The following is a 13958-nucleotide window of genomic DNA, read 5'->3' as shown; positions in this document are numbered from 1 at the left end:
GTTTTATCCCGGTTGAATGCACAACGCCGCCAGACATGAGCTGGCGGCGTTGTGCTTTGTTAATATTCATCTCGGTTATTCAGGCTTGCCGTATCCGCCACCAGTCGGCGTGATGACGGTGAAGGCTTCACCTGCTTCCAGAACAGTCTGGTCGCAATTTCCTAATACGTCGATGGACCCGTCCTTGCGACGCACTTCATTACGGCCGGTCTGGCCAGCTTCGCCGCCTTCCAGACCGAAAGGCGCCACCCGGCGATGACCGGAAAGAATGGCAAATTCCAGCGTTTTCAGCGCGCGGATCGTGCGCCTGGTGCCGTCGCCCGCGTGCCATTTGCCCCTGCCGCCGGAGTCCTTTCGAATATGGAAGTCTTCCAGCAAGACGGGGAAGCGGGTTTCCAGAATTTCCGGGTCGGTCAGGCGCGAATTGGTCATGTGGGTGTGCACAGCATTGGCACCGTTGAAACCGGGACCGGCGGGCGCGCCGGAACAGATGGTTTCGTAATACTGATATTCATCATTGCCGAAAGTTAGATTGTTCATCGTGCCCTGCGCTGCGGCCATCGCCTTGGTCGCGCCGAACAGGCAGTTGGTGACAGCCTGACTGACTTCGACATTGCCCGCCACGACCGCCGCTGGATATTGCGGAGAGAGCATCGAGCCTTCCGGCACAATGATCCTGATCGGTCGCAGGCAGCCCGCATTCATCGGAATGTCGCCCTCAACCAGCACGCGGAAGACATAAAGCACAGCCGCGCGGGTGACGGGCTCTGGCGCATTGAAATTGTCGGAACGCTGTTCCGACGTGCCGGTGAAATCGACCGTCGCTTCGCGCTTTTCCTTGTCGATGGTGACGCGCACCTCGATTTGGCAGCCCTGGTCCATCTCATAGGTGAAATGGCCGTCCGGCAGCTTGTCGAGTACGCGGCGCACGCTTTCGGCGGCATTGTCCTGAACGTGGCCCATATAGGCTTTCACGACATGCTCGCCGAATAGGCCGATCATCTTTTTCAGCTCGGTCACGCCCTTTTCGTTGGCCGCGATCTGCGCCTTCAGGTCGTTGACGTTCTGCGTCAGGTTACGGACAGGGTAGGTCGCGCCAGTCAGCAGAGCGGCAAGCGCCTCTTCGCGGAAGGTGCCGCGATCGACCAGCTTGAAATTGTCGATATAGACGCCTTCCTGCTCGATATTGACCGCAAGCGGCGACATGGAACCCGGCGCAATGCCGCCAATATCCGCATGGTGCCCACGGCTTGCCACCCAGAAGCGGATTTCACGATTGTCGTCGTCGAAAACCGGCGTGCAGACGGTGAGGTCGGGCAGATGGGTGCCGCCATTATAAGGTGCGTTGATGAGGAACACATCGCCCGGCTTGATGTCGCTGTTTTCGCGGATGGCGGTGGCGACCGACGCATCCATGGAACCGAGATGCACCGGCATATGCGGCGCATTGGCGACAAGATTGCCTGCCGCGTCGAAAACCGCACAGGAAAAGTCGAGACGCTCCTTGATATTGACCGAATAGGCAGTGTTTTGAAGCGTAACGCCCATCTGCTCAGCAATGGACATGAAGAGATTGTTGAAAATCTCCAGCATGACCGGGTCGGCTTCGGTGCCGATGGCCGTGCGCGCAGGCAGCGCCTTGATGCGCGTCAGCACGACGTGGTCATGCGCAGTCAGGCGGGCCTGCCAGCCATCTTCGATAACGATAGTCTGGTTTTTCTCGATGATGATCGCCGGGCCGGTGACAGTCTGGCCGCGTTGCATCTGCTCGCGCAAGACAACGCCCGCGTCGTGCAACTCGCCCTGCGAGAAGAAGCGGGTCCGCTTGGCGGTTGCAGCTTCCAGATCGCTGTCGAGCGATTGGGCGCTTTCGGTTTCGCCTGCGCCACCACCCACGGCTTCGACTTCCACCGCGTCGATAACGAGAGCCTTGTTCTCCGCAATGAAGCCGAAACGGCGCTTATGGGCCGCCTCGAACTCGGCGCGAAGGCGGTCGGCATTGTCCTTAGCAGGGAAGGTGGCTTCAACGGAGAGCACGGTGTCGGTGCCCGCATAGCGGATGTGGGCGCGCAGATGACGCTGCACGGCTGCGGCTTCTATGCCTTGAGCCAGAAGTTCGGCCACGCATTCCTGCGCCAGTTCTTCACCCAGTTCTTTCAGGGCTGAAGGCGCTGCCGGATCGAGCGCGACGCCGAGCGCCTTTTGACGGGTGGCGCGAATATCGGCCAGACCCATGCCATAGGCGGACAGCAGACCGGACATTGGATGGAGGAGAATATTCTTCATGCCAAGCGCATCGGCAACGAGACAGGCGTGCTGGCCACCCGCACCGCCAAAGCAGTTGAGCGCATAGCGCGTCACGTCATAGCCGCGCTGGACGGAAATTTTCTTGATGGCCTCGACCATATTGGCCACTGCAATGCGGATGAATCCATCGGCAACGGCTTCCGGCGAGCGACCATCGCCAATTTCGGCTGCGAGCGCGGAGAAAAGTTCCCGCACCCGCTCCACATCGAGCGTCTGGTTCTGGTCCGGGCCAAAGATTGCCGGGAAAAATTCCGGCAGAAGCTTGCCCAGCATGACATTGGCATCGGTGACGGCGAGCGGTCCACCGTTGCGATAGCAGGCCGGACCGGGATTGGCGCCCGCCGAATCCGGGCCGACGCGGAAACGTCCGGCGTCATAATGCAGGATCGAGCCGCCGCCTGCGGCAACGGTGTGGATCAGCATCATCGGTGCCCGCACGCGCACGCCAGCCACTTCCGTTTCGAAAGCGCGTTCATATTCGCCATCGAAATGCGCGACGTCCGTGGAGGTGCCGCCCATGTCAAAGCCGATGACTTTCGGAAAGCCTGCCGTTTCGCCGGTTCGGGCGAGGCCGACAACGCCACCAGCCGGGCCGGACAGGATTGCATCCTTGCCCTGAAACAGATCAGCGGCCGTGAGACCACCCGACGACATCATGAACATGACGCGCGCGCCGGTGCGCTCGACATCCAGCTCATTGGAAACCTGCGCAACGTAACGGCGAAGAACCGGCGACAGATAGGCATCGACGACTGTAGTGTCGCCACGACCGACCAGCTTGATCAGCGGCGAAACCTCGTGGCTAACGGAGACCTGCTCGAAGTCGAGACCGCGCGCAATGCGAGCAATTTCAGCCTCATGTGAGGGAAACTTAAAAGCATGCATGAGCGCGATGGCGACGGATTTGTAGCCCTGTTCCTTCAGCGCAACCAGTACGGCTTCGGCCTCGGAGGGATCGAGAGCCGTTTCAACCGTGCCATCCGCCTGAACGCGCTCATTCAGTTCCACGACCTTTTCATAAAGCGCTTCCGGCTTGATGATTTCGGTCGCGAAGATGTTCTTGCGTTCCTGATAGCCAATGCGCAGCGCATCACGGAAACCCCTTGTGGTAACAAGGGCCAGCCGCTCGCCCTTGCGCTCCAGAAGCGCATTGGTGGCGACCGTCGTGCCCATGCGAACTTCGCCGATGGCACCGGCGGGAATCGTTTCACCGGAGTTCAGGCCCAGATGCAGGCGAATGCCGTGAACGGCGGCATCCTTATAGGCAGACGGGTTTTCGGAGAGAACCTTGCGTGCATGGAGCTGGCCCTGCGGATCCCGCCCGATGACGTCCGTAAACGTACCGCCGCGGTCGATCCAGAAATCCCATACTCCGCGTCCCGTTCCGCTCATCGCTGGCTCCCTCACACAAGTTATAAAGCGGGTCGCATTTATCCTATTAGGGTGACGCGCTCTCAGTATTTGTTTATACGCACATCCCGAAAACCGTTTCACCCTTTTCGGGGTATATTCCAAAATCTTCTTGGCGACTGGCTGCGCGACAGCCTTGACCCCGCTTTGATCCCATTGGCAGGACTTCCCGATGAGCGTGCTTTTTGAGAAAACCTATCCGCGTACCGTTCATGCGCTTGTCGATCATTTTCTGAAACCGGAAATGCGCGACGCGAAGGTGGAAGCCTGGCTGTTCGATGACCAGCCGAGCCGCTTTGCAGCGGAAACGAAGCTGCGCGAAGCAGGCGTCGAGGCGCGCCTGCGCTCGGCTTACAAGCCGCTCCTGCATTTCTTTCTGGAAGAAGTCGATGGCGCGGCGCTGAAGTCGGCTGCGATCCGCTATCCACGCCACGAAGCCTGCGTGCAGAACCGTTTCCTGCTCGAAACCTATCCTTTGTCAGTGCTGCTGCCGGAGGCGGAGGTGGCTTTTGCAGCTTCGGACAAAGACGATTTTCATTATGAAGTCGATCTGACCTTTACCGATGGTCATAGCGAGAAGCACCGGGTTTTTGCCCCGAACCGCGTGCATGTGGATTTCATCGGCGAAACGCTGGTCTCGCCAACCGGCTGGCTGACGGTCACGCAAGGCGGCAAGACTGAAAGCGCGCGCTATGAAACATCCTATGAAAAGCTCTTTCATGACACGGTTTCGACCATCGCGGCCCATGACTGGAAGCGTGGCGAACCTTATTTCGATGAACTGAACATTACGGTCAGCTTGCCCATCACCGACCGTCGCCTGCCTTACGATGAGGAAACGCTGAGCCTCACCGAAGCCATGCACGAGGATATCTATTTCTCGCTGCTTGAAGTATTTCAAAAAAAGTCCAGTCGTCCAGTGGGTGATCGTGGGTTGCAACCGGGCCAGATTGTGCCAGAAGTCTGCTTTCGCGATGCCGAGCCGTCGGTCAGAGTGGAAACGAGACCGCTTTCCACCGATGACGCGCTGACGGCAGAACAGGTGCTGGAGACGGCGCAAGCGCCGCTTTCCGCCGATCAGATCCGCCGTGAACTCGCCCGTCTGGGCGGTGAGCCGTTCGAGGCAAAAACCCGTTCGGGCAGAGCGGTGCGCGCGACCTATCGCAAGGGCAGCGATGCCGCGATGATGATCAGCGCCGGTCAGCATGCCAATGAAACGACGGGCGTTGTCGGCGCGTTGCGTGCGGCCAATCGGCTTGTCACGCGCGAAGGCGCGCATTTCACGATCTCCCCGCAGGAAAACCCGGATGGATACGAGATACACAAGCGGCTTTGCGCACTGCAGCCGCACCACATACATCATGCGGCGCGCTATACGGCGCTGGGTGATGATCTGGAATATCGCAGCGGCGAGGGGCTCTACGAAAAGGCCATTCGTGTCGAGGCTGAAAGGCTGACGGATGCGAAACTGCACGTCAACCTGCATGGTTATCCGTCGCATGAATGGACGCGCCCGCTCTCAGGCTATGTGCCGCGTTCCTTTGCCATGTGGACGCTGCCGAAAGGCTTTTTCCTGATCATCCGCCACCATGCCTCATGGGAGAGGCACGCAGAGGAACTGATCGACCGCGTAACGAAACATCTGGCCGCGATTGACGGGCTGGTCGCTTATAACAACGCCCAGATCAGGCTTTTCGAGCAGCATGCAGGCGAAACGGGTTTCCGCATCATCAACGGATTTCCGTGCCTTGTCGGCGTCGATGACCGACATACGGTGCCAATGACGCTCATCACCGAATATCCGGACGAAACGGTCTATGGTGATGCTTTCGTCAAGGGCCATACCGCGCAGATGGAAACCGTGCTGGCATCCTACGATGCCTTGCAGGCGCTGTTCCCATCCACGCCGGTTGCCTGAACGGTCTCGATTTCGAGAGTGAACTTTTATAAAGGAAAAAAAGCGCCGTTTAGCGGCGCTTTTTCATGTTTAACATCTGCTGGTTGAGATCAACCGCTGATCAGCTTCACTTCCATGAAGTCTTCGAGGCCCCATTTGCCGCCTTCGCGACCGTTGCCCGACTGCTTGTATCCGCCGAACGGGCTGCCCGGAGCGCGGGACGTGCCGTTGATCTGGATCATGCCTGCGCGAAGCTTGCGCGCAACGCGCTTGGCGCGTTCCGGGCTGCCGGTCTGGATATAGGCGGCCAGACCGTAAGGCGTATCGTTGGCGATGGCGATAGCTTCTTCTTCCGTTTCAAACGGGATCATGGCCAGCACTGGTCCGAAGATTTCTTCGCGGGCGATGGTCATGTCGTTGTTCACATCGGCGAAGACGGTCGGCTTGACGAAGTCGCCTTCGGTGAAGCCATCCGGGCGGCCAGTGCCGCCGGCAACGAGGCGTGCGCCTTCATCGATGCCTTTCTGGATCAGCTTTTGGACCTTTTCGAACTGAATCGACGAGGAAAGTGGCCCGATATGATCGCCTTCTTCCGCAGGATCGCCAACCTTAGTGCCTTCGGTGACCTTCTTCGCGAGTTCGACGGCCTTGTCATAGACCGAGCGCTCAACCAGCATGCGCGTCGGCGCATTGCAGGACTGGCCGGTATTCTCGAAGCAATGGGCAAGGCTGCGCTCGATGGTCTTTTCCAGATCGCTATCGGCAAAGACGATGTTCGGCGACTTGCCGCCGAGTTCCAGCGAAACGCGCTTGACGGTTGCCGCTGCGGCGCGGGAAACCGCCGTGCCTGCGCGCGTCGAGCCGGTGAAGGACATCATGTCCACATCCGGGTGCTGCGACAGCGCTTCGCCGACCACCGGACCTTCGCCATTGACGAGGTTGAACACGCCCTTCGGCAGACCGGCTGCATCGACGAATTCCGCAAACAGCATCGCCGACATCGGTGCGATTTCGGACGGCTTGAGCACGACCGTGCAGCCAACCGCAATCGCGGGAATGACCTTCAGCGCAATCTGGTTCATCGGCCAGTTCCACGGGGTGATCAGCCCGCAAACGCCGATCGGTTCGTGCACGATGGTCTGGTTTGGAAATTTCGGAGAAAGAATTTCTTCGAACTCGAAACTCTCGAAGGCAGCGACAAAAGCCTTGATATGCGACACGCCAACGGCAGCCTGCGATTCACGCGCAAGCGTGATCGGCGCCCCCATTTCGTGCGAAATGGCCTTGGCCATTTCATCCATGCGGGAATCGTAGATTTCAGCAATACGGCGGATATAGGCGATACGCTCCTTCGCGGGCGTTTCGGCCCATGCAGGGAAGGCTTTGCGCGCTGCCGCAACCGCGAGATCGATATCGGCAGCCGAACCGCCAGAGATCACCGCATAGGGCTTTTCATTGGCCGGATTGACGACTTCGATGCTCTTGGCGTCGATTGGAGCCCGCCAGGCGCCGTCGATATAAAAATCCGTTTTCTGAACCAGGTTCTTCTGAAGCATGGCGCTTTCCTCCGTCGTTTTTGAATTCCCATATGTTGTTCTGCAAGCGGATCCAGATCGAACCGGTTACATTTGCGGGCAACTCTAATGCCCGGATATGGCAGCGTCAAAACAGAAGGACGGATGGAACCATCAATTTTTCTTATTCATTATCGTAGGCTTCGACATCGATGCCGAGCGACACAAGGCCTTCCTCGATATAATCGCCCAGAAGCGGTGTTCCGATCAGGTATTTTGCCTCGCGCCCATTATGGCGTTCGCTTGCGGTGGATAGCGCGTCGTCCCATTCCTCTGCCGAGAAATCGCCGCGCCCCACCCACATCAAGGCGAGCAATTCGATACGCTGATCTTCGTTCAGCGAGCGGATGGCGGCGAAAAGCTCTTTCCGGGTTGGGTTGTCAATTGACGCATCGAGAATATCGACATCCCTGTCGTCGCCGGGATTGGAGCCGGAATCCTCGTCCACCGCAGGCACTTGCACGTCATATTCGCGCGCCTTTGATATAATGAATTCCAGATTCTCCAGATTGTTCGTCAGCTCGACCATCGAATACCTCCGTTACCGGTTTTCTCAGCGTCTTTCTGATTATAGGGCGTCCGCTTCACGCAGGCGATAGCCAACACCGGTTTCGGTGAGAATATATTGCGGCTGGTCGGGCAGGGCTTCGATCTTGTGACGAAGCTGGCGCACATAGATGCGCAAATATTGCACGTCTGCCGCCGGACCCCAGACGTAATTCAGAATAAATTGATGCGTCAAAACCTTGCCCGCATGCTGCACCAGAAGGCGCAGAATATCGTATTCTTTGGGCGAAAGCTTGATGTCGTTGCCATCGACCCTGACGATGCGCCGCACCAGATCGACCGAAAGACCACCGCTCTGGAAAATCGGCTTTTCGCCTTGCTGTTGCAGCTTGTGGCGGAGCGCAACGCGCATGCGTGCCGCAAGTTCGCGCATACCGAAGGGCTTGGTCACATAATCGTCGGCGCCGAGTTCGAGAGCTTTCACAATGCCCACTTCGTCGGTGCGGCTCGAAAGAATGAGGATGGGCAGGCTGCGCCCTTCCTGTCGCCATTGCAGCAGGAGCCGGTGCCCGTCCATATCCGGCAGGCCGAGGTCGAGCAGTACCAGGTCTGGACTTTCTGCCTCAATCTTTTCGATCGCTTCGGTAGCATTGGCGGCTTCAACGGTCGTGTAACCCTCGGTGGTCAGCCCGACGCGCAGAAGTTTGCGGATCGGCGGTTCGTCATCGACGATCAGCACTTTGACGCTTTGCATATTCATTGCGTTGTTTCCGTTTCAGCGTCGCCGGATGGAAGCGGCAGGGATATGACGAAGACCGCGCCCGCACTGCTGTGGCCGCGATTGCGGGCGGATAAGGTGCCGCCCATCGCTTCGACAAAACCGCGCGCGATAGAAAGGCCAAGGCCTGTACCCGCTTGTACGTGATCACCCTTGCGAACGCGATAGAAGCTGTCGAAAATCCGTTCCGTGTCGTCGGCGGGGATGCCCGGCCCCTGATCGGCAATTTCCAGAATAAGCCGCGTGCCGCTGATATGGGCTTCGATGGTAATTTCAGAGGCGTCCGGCGCATATTTCGCGGCATTGTCGAGAAGATTGAACAGAACCTGTTCAAACAGCACCGCATCCAGCCGGAGCATCGGCAGATCGGCGGGTACTGATACGCGCACCGCATGGCGCACAAGAATTTTGGCGGCGCGGTGCAGGGCAGCGCCGACAATATCGCCGATATAATGCGGGGAAAGGTTCGGCTCCATCGCGCCTGCTTCAATCCGGGTCATGTCCAGAAGATTGGCGATGAAGCGGTTGAGACGTTCCGACTGATCCACGATGGTCTGATAAAGATCGGCCTGATCTTCAGCGGGCAAAGAGCCGTGATATTCACGCAATGTGGTGGCCGCACCCATGATGGCCGCGAGCGGGGTCTTGAGGTCGTGCGAAATCGAAGTGAGAAGTGCGGAGCGCAACTTGTCGGTTTCCGCAGCAAGCTTCGCCCGCTCGACATCCTCCACCAGTTGCACGCGCTCGATGGCGATGGCGGCCTGATCGGCCAGCGCTTCGAACAGTCTCTGCTGCTCTGGCGTGAGTATCGGTCCCTGCCGGTCATTGTCGAGACCGATAACGCCGACCGAGGTTCGCGCCGTGCGCAGTGGCAAGTAAAGGCGGCGCGCGCCGGGCAGCGTATCCGCACCACGTCCTGCGGGCAGATTGTGCTCCCATGCCCAATGGGCAGCGGCGATATCGGCATCGTCGAGCGTGTCGTCCGGCGGATATCCGGCGCGCACCGCGATGCTTTCGCGTTCCGGCAGCAGGATGACGGCTCGCACCTTCAGCATGGACGCGATCTGGAACGCCGTTGCCCAAAGGACATCGTCCAGCGAACCGGTGCCCGCGAGCTTTTTGCTGAAAAGATAGAGATCCTCCGTCATGCGCGCGCGCTGGCGCGCCGATGCCGCCTGACGCTGCACGCGGCTTGCCAGATTGCTGGCCACGAAACTGACGAGCAGGAAGAAGACGAGGGCGACCACGCTTTCCGGGTCCGCAATGGACAGGGTGTAAAGCGGCAGGAGAAAGAAGAAATTATAGGCGAAAGCGCTGATGACGGACACAAACAGCGCTGGCCACAGGCCAAGCGTTACTGCAACGCCGAGAACGCCGACCACGAAGACCAGCGCTATGCTGCGCACGTCGAGAAACTGGTCGAGCAGCAGCCCGACGGCGAGCGCCGCCGTGATGACCGCCATGCCAATCACATAGGGCAGGAGTTGCAGGCTCGCGGTTGGCGCGGCGGTCTTGACCTTGCGGGCAGCATTTGCCGCCTCCTGATCAATGCCAGCGGTGATGTGAACATCGATGGCGCCTGCCCGGCGGATCAGATCGTGCCCGACCGAACCTTCGATGATTTCACGCCAGCGCGGCTTGGCCGATTTGCCGACGACAACCTGCGTGAAATTATGCGTGCTGGCATAGCGGATAATGTCTTCGGCCACCGACTGGCCGGGAATGATGATCGGTTCGCCGCCCAACTGTTCGGCAAGGCGCATGGTTGCCGACAGCCGGTCTTTTTCATCCTCCGACATGGTGGCCGAGCGGGGTGTTTCAATGTAAATGACCGCCCATGGCGCGCGCAGCCGGTCGGCAAGACGGCGCGCATAGCGCACGAGAGACGCGCTACGCGGTCTTTCATCCACGGCAACAAGAATACGGTCGCCGGCAGCCCACGGACCCTCAATAGCATGGGCGCGCATATGGGTGAGAAGCTGTTCGTCCACCCGCTGCGCAGTGCGCCGCAGTGCCAGCTCGCGGAGCGCCGTCAGATTGCCGGGCGAGAAATAGTTGCGGAATTGCGCGCTTCGCGGTCTTTGGAAGATAGACCTTGCCTTCATTGAGCCGTTTGATGAGGTCGCCCGGCGTCAGGTCGATCAGCTCTATATCGTCGGCGCGGTCGATAATGCTGTCCGGCACGGTCTCACGAACGCGAATGCGCGTGATCTGCGCCACCACATCATTCAGGCTTTCGACGTGTTGAATGTTGAGCGTGGTATAGACGTCTATCCCTTGCGCGAGGATTTCCTCCACATCCTGATAGCGCTTGGGGTGTCGGCTTCCGGGCGCATTGCTGTGGGCGAGTTCATCCACCAGAACCAGCTGCGGACGGCGCGCCAGCACGGCGTCAATGTCCATCTCTTCCAGTTCATGGCCATGATAGGCGACGCGGGCGCGCGGAATGATTTCCAGCCCATCGACCAGTGCTTCGGTGTCGCGGCGGCCATGGGTTTCGACAACGCCGATAACGATATCAACGCCATCGGCCTTGCGCGCCCTGCCGGACATCAGCATTTCATAGGTTTTGCCGACACCGGGTGCTGCGCCCAGAAATATCTTCAGGCGGCCACGCGTTTCGCGCTCCGCCTGTTCGAGCAGGGCATCGGGAGAGGGCCGTGTGTTGTCAGCGCGAATGTCGTCCGACATCAATGATAATGCTCCTGCGAAGCGGGCGGCGACATGAGCGCCACCCGCAATCTACCTCATTTTGCTGCGGTTCTGTCCAGAACTAGATTGAGTTTCAGGACATTGACCACAGCTTCGCCGAGAAAGCCGAGTTTTCGGTCTTCCACCTGCTGCTCCACAATGCCGCGCAGCGTGGCTTCGCTGATACCCCGCGCCTTGGCGACACGCGGTATCTGATAAAAGGCTGCTTCCGGCGAAATATGCGGGTCGAGACCGCTGGCCGAAGTGGTCACGAGATCGATAGGGATCGAGGCGGCAGGCGCTGACTGTTTTAACGATTCCGCCTCGCTCTTGATCCGCTCGACCAAGGCGGGATTGGTCGGGCCGAGATTGGAGCCGCCGGAACTGGATGCATCGTAGCCATCCTTGCCTGCGGCAGATGGGCGACCGTGGAAATAACGGTCACTGGCAAAATTCTGGCCGATCAGTTCAGAGCCGATGACCGTTCCATCCTTCTCGATCAGGCTGCCATTGGCCTGTTGCGGAAAGATTGCCTGCGCAAGGCCTGTCATGCCGAGCGGATAGATAAACCCGGTAATCACGGTGAGTGCGACGATCATGACCAGTGCAGGGCGAAGTTGCTTCAACATGGGTGAAAATCCTTATGCAAGGCCAAGGGCAATGAGGGCCATGTCGATGGCCTTGATGCCGATGAACGGAACGATGACTCCGCCGAGACCGTAGATGAGCAGGTTGCGGGAGAGCAGGGCGCCTGCGCCAACGGCCTTATACTTCACGCCTTTCAACGACAGCGGGATCAGCGCCACGATGATGAGGGCGTTGAAGATGATGGCCGAGAGAATAGCGCTTTGCGGCGTGGCGAGGTTCATGATGTTCAGCGCGCCAAGCTGCGGATAAAAAGCCAGAAACATGGCCGGAATGATCGCGAAATATTTCGCGATATCGTTGGCGATGGAGAAAGTCGTGAGCGCGCCGCGCGTCATCAGAAGCTGCTTGCCGATTTCAACAATCTCGATGAGCTTGGTCGGATCGCTGTCGAGATCGACCATATTGCCCGCTTCGCGGGCGGCAACCGTACCAGTGTTCATGGCGACACCCACATCGGCCTGCGCAAGCGCTGGCGCATCGTTGGTGCCATCACCACACATGGCGACCAGTTTGCCCTTGGCCTGTTCCTCGCGGATAAGCGCCAGCTTGTTCTCCGGCGTTGCCTGCGCCAGAAAATCATCCACGCCCGCTTCCGCAGCAATTGCTGCTGCCGTCATGGGATTGTCACCGGTGATCATCACCGTGCGGATGCCCATGCGCCGCAATTCGGAAAAACGCTCACGAATGCCGCCCTTGACGATATCCTTCAGATGGATAACGCCGAGCAGCTTGTCATCCTTGATCACGGCAAGCGGCGTGCCGCCACCCTTGGCAATGGTGTCGGCGATGGCTTGCAGTTCGTGAACGGTTTTTGCATCCGAAGTCGCGTTTTTCAGCACGGCATCCACGGCACCCTTGCGAATGGACGAACCGTCAATATCAACGCCGCTCATGCGGCTCTGCGCCGTAAAGGGCACAAAAGTCGCATGCAGGCTTTGCATATTGCGACCGCGAATGGCGTATTTTTCCTTGGCCAGAACCACGATGGAACGACCTTCCGGCGTTTCATCGGCAAGGGAGGCGAGTTGTGCTGCGTCGGCCAGTTCCTGTTCGCTTACGTCGGTGATGGGCATGAAGGCTGTTGCCTGACGATTGCCAAGCGTGATCGTGCCGGTCTTGTCCAGAAGCAATGTGTCTACATCGCCTGCCGCCTCCACCGCACGGCCCGACATGGCCAGCACATTGAAGCGCACCAGACGGTCCATGCCTGCAATGCCGATAGCTGACAGCAGCGCACCGATGGTGGTCGGGATCAGCGTAACGAACAGGGCAACCAGCACGATGACGGGGATATAGCCGCCCGCATAGGTCGCGAAGCTTGGAATTGTCACCACGGCCAGAACGAAGATCAGCGTCATGCCTGCAAGCAGGATGTTGAGCGCGATTTCGTTCGGCGTTTTCTGGCGTTCAGCACCTTCCACAAGGCTGATCATTTTGTCGATGAAGGTCGAGCCCTGCGCTGCCGTGATGCGCACCCTGATCCAGTCGGAGAGGACCTGCGTACCGCCGGTGACGGCGGAACGGTCGCCGCCGGATTCGCGGATGACCGGTGCGGATTCGCCGGTGATGGCGGCTTCGTTAACCGAGGCGACACCCTCGATCACTTCGCCATCGGAGGGGATGATGTCACCTGCTTCAACGAGAACGATATCGCCGACCTTGAGGCTTGTTCCGGCCACGGTCTTGTAATCGGTCTTGCTGTCGCCGCTCAGAAGCTTGGCCTGGGTTTCAGTGCGGGTGCGGCGCAATGATTCCGCCTGCGCCTTGCCGCGCCCTTCGGCAACGGCTTCGGCAAAATTGGCGAACAGCACTGTAAACCAGAGCCACAGCACGATCTGGGCAGAAAAGCCGACATTGCCGCCGCCTGTGGCAATGTCCTTTGCAAGCAGTACCGTGGTGAGCGCCGAAACGACGGCCACGACGAACATGACCGGGTTTCGGGCGAGGCTTTTCGGGTTCAGTTTGCGGAAGGCATCGCCGACCGCCGGGATAAGAATACGGGCATCGAGAATGCTCGCAGATTTGGACTGGCTCATAACGAGGCTCCAGTGGATGTTTTGCGAAGCGGACGCTCAGATCAGCCGGATGGCGAGAAACAGGATGAGCATCACGGCAAGGATCGACAGAATGCAGTTCGATGGTTTCA

7 protein-coding genes and 1 pseudogene are annotated in these 13958 nt (G+C 59.0%); 1 reads left to right on the top strand and 7 read right to left on the bottom strand.

The features are described 5' to 3' along the window. Positions 1 to 75 precede the first annotated feature (75 nt). Positions 76 to 3699, bottom strand: coding sequence for a hydantoinase B/oxoprolinase family protein (locus QLQ11_RS14805; protein ID WP_109367228.1), 3624 nt, complete (start codon positions 3697 to 3699; stop codon positions 76 to 78). 190 nt (positions 3700 to 3889) lie between these two features. Between QLQ11_RS14805 and QLQ11_RS14800 the strand changes: the two genes are divergently transcribed. Then, positions 3890 to 5635 carry a M14 family metallopeptidase gene (locus tag QLQ11_RS14800; protein WP_109367229.1) on the top strand — a complete coding sequence of 582 codons (1746 nt, stop codon included), beginning with the start codon at positions 3890 to 3892 and terminating at the stop codon, positions 5633 to 5635. Positions 5636 to 5724: 89 nt separating this feature from the next. Here the strand turns inward: QLQ11_RS14800 and QLQ11_RS14795 are convergent, their stop codons facing one another. The 6 genes and pseudogenes from QLQ11_RS14795 to kdpB all read right to left on the bottom strand — a co-directional run bounded on the left by QLQ11_RS14795 (position 5725) and on the right by kdpB (position 13848). Next, a complete protein-coding gene (locus QLQ11_RS14795; protein WP_109367230.1) occupies positions 5725 to 7170 on the bottom strand; it encodes an aldehyde dehydrogenase family protein in 1446 nt (481 codons plus the stop codon). 142 nt (positions 7171 to 7312) lie between these two features. After that, complete coding sequence (locus QLQ11_RS14790) at positions 7313 to 7717, bottom strand: DUF3775 domain-containing protein (RefSeq protein ID WP_109367231.1); 405 nt, start codon at positions 7715 to 7717, stop codon at positions 7313 to 7315. Between the two features lie 39 nt (positions 7718 to 7756). Further along, positions 7757 to 8455 carry a response regulator transcription factor gene (locus QLQ11_RS14785; protein WP_109367232.1) on the bottom strand — a complete coding sequence of 233 codons (699 nt, stop codon included), beginning with the start codon at positions 8453 to 8455 and terminating at the stop codon, positions 7757 to 7759. Beyond that, positions 8452 to 11164, bottom strand: a pseudogene (locus QLQ11_RS14780) (DUF4118 domain-containing protein). The gene QLQ11_RS14785 and the pseudogene QLQ11_RS14780 overlap by 4 nt, the downstream one beginning before the upstream one ends. A gap of 56 nt (positions 11165 to 11220) precedes the next feature. After that, positions 11221 to 11793 carry a potassium-transporting ATPase subunit KdpC gene (gene kdpC, locus QLQ11_RS14775; protein WP_109367234.1) on the bottom strand — a complete coding sequence of 191 codons (573 nt, stop codon included), beginning with the start codon at positions 11791 to 11793 and terminating at the stop codon, positions 11221 to 11223. A 12-nt stretch (positions 11794 to 11805) separates the two neighbouring features. Further along, entirely contained in the window at positions 11806 to 13848 is a 2043-nt protein-coding gene (gene kdpB, locus QLQ11_RS14770; protein ID WP_109367235.1) for a potassium-transporting ATPase subunit KdpB, read from the bottom strand. Positions 13849 to 13958 lie beyond the last annotated feature (110 nt).

Origin of the sequence: Ochrobactrum sp. SSR, assembly GCF_030067775.1 — a bacterium.
GTDB classification, from domain to species: Bacteria; Pseudomonadota; Alphaproteobacteria; order Rhizobiales; family Rhizobiaceae; genus Brucella; species Brucella teleogrylli.
This window is presented reverse-complemented; position numbering and strand designations above follow the sequence as displayed.

Bases quoted from the DNA above. Each gene is read 5' to 3' on its own strand.
- QLQ11_RS14800 (WP_109367229.1), top strand. From the start codon at position 3,890: ATGAGCGTGCTTTTTGAGAAAACCTATCCGCGTACCGTTCATGCGCTT.
- QLQ11_RS14790 (WP_109367231.1), bottom strand. From the start codon at position 7,717: ATGGTCGAGCTGACGAACAATCTGGAGAATCTGGAATTCATTATATCA.
- QLQ11_RS14805 (WP_109367228.1), bottom strand. From the start codon at position 3,699: ATGAGCGGAACGGGACGCGGAGTATGGGATTTCTGGATCGACCGCGGC.
- QLQ11_RS14795 (WP_109367230.1), bottom strand. From the start codon at position 7,170: ATGCTTCAGAAGAACCTGGTTCAGAAAACGGATTTTTATATCGACGGC.
- kdpB (WP_109367235.1), bottom strand. From the start codon at position 13,848: ATGAGCCAGTCCAAATCTGCGAGCATTCTCGATGCCCGTATTCTTATC.
- kdpC (WP_109367234.1), bottom strand. From the start codon at position 11,793: ATGTTGAAGCAACTTCGCCCTGCACTGGTCATGATCGTCGCACTCACC.
- QLQ11_RS14785 (WP_109367232.1), bottom strand. From the start codon at position 8,455: ATGAATATGCAAAGCGTCAAAGTGCTGATCGTCGATGACGAACCGCCG.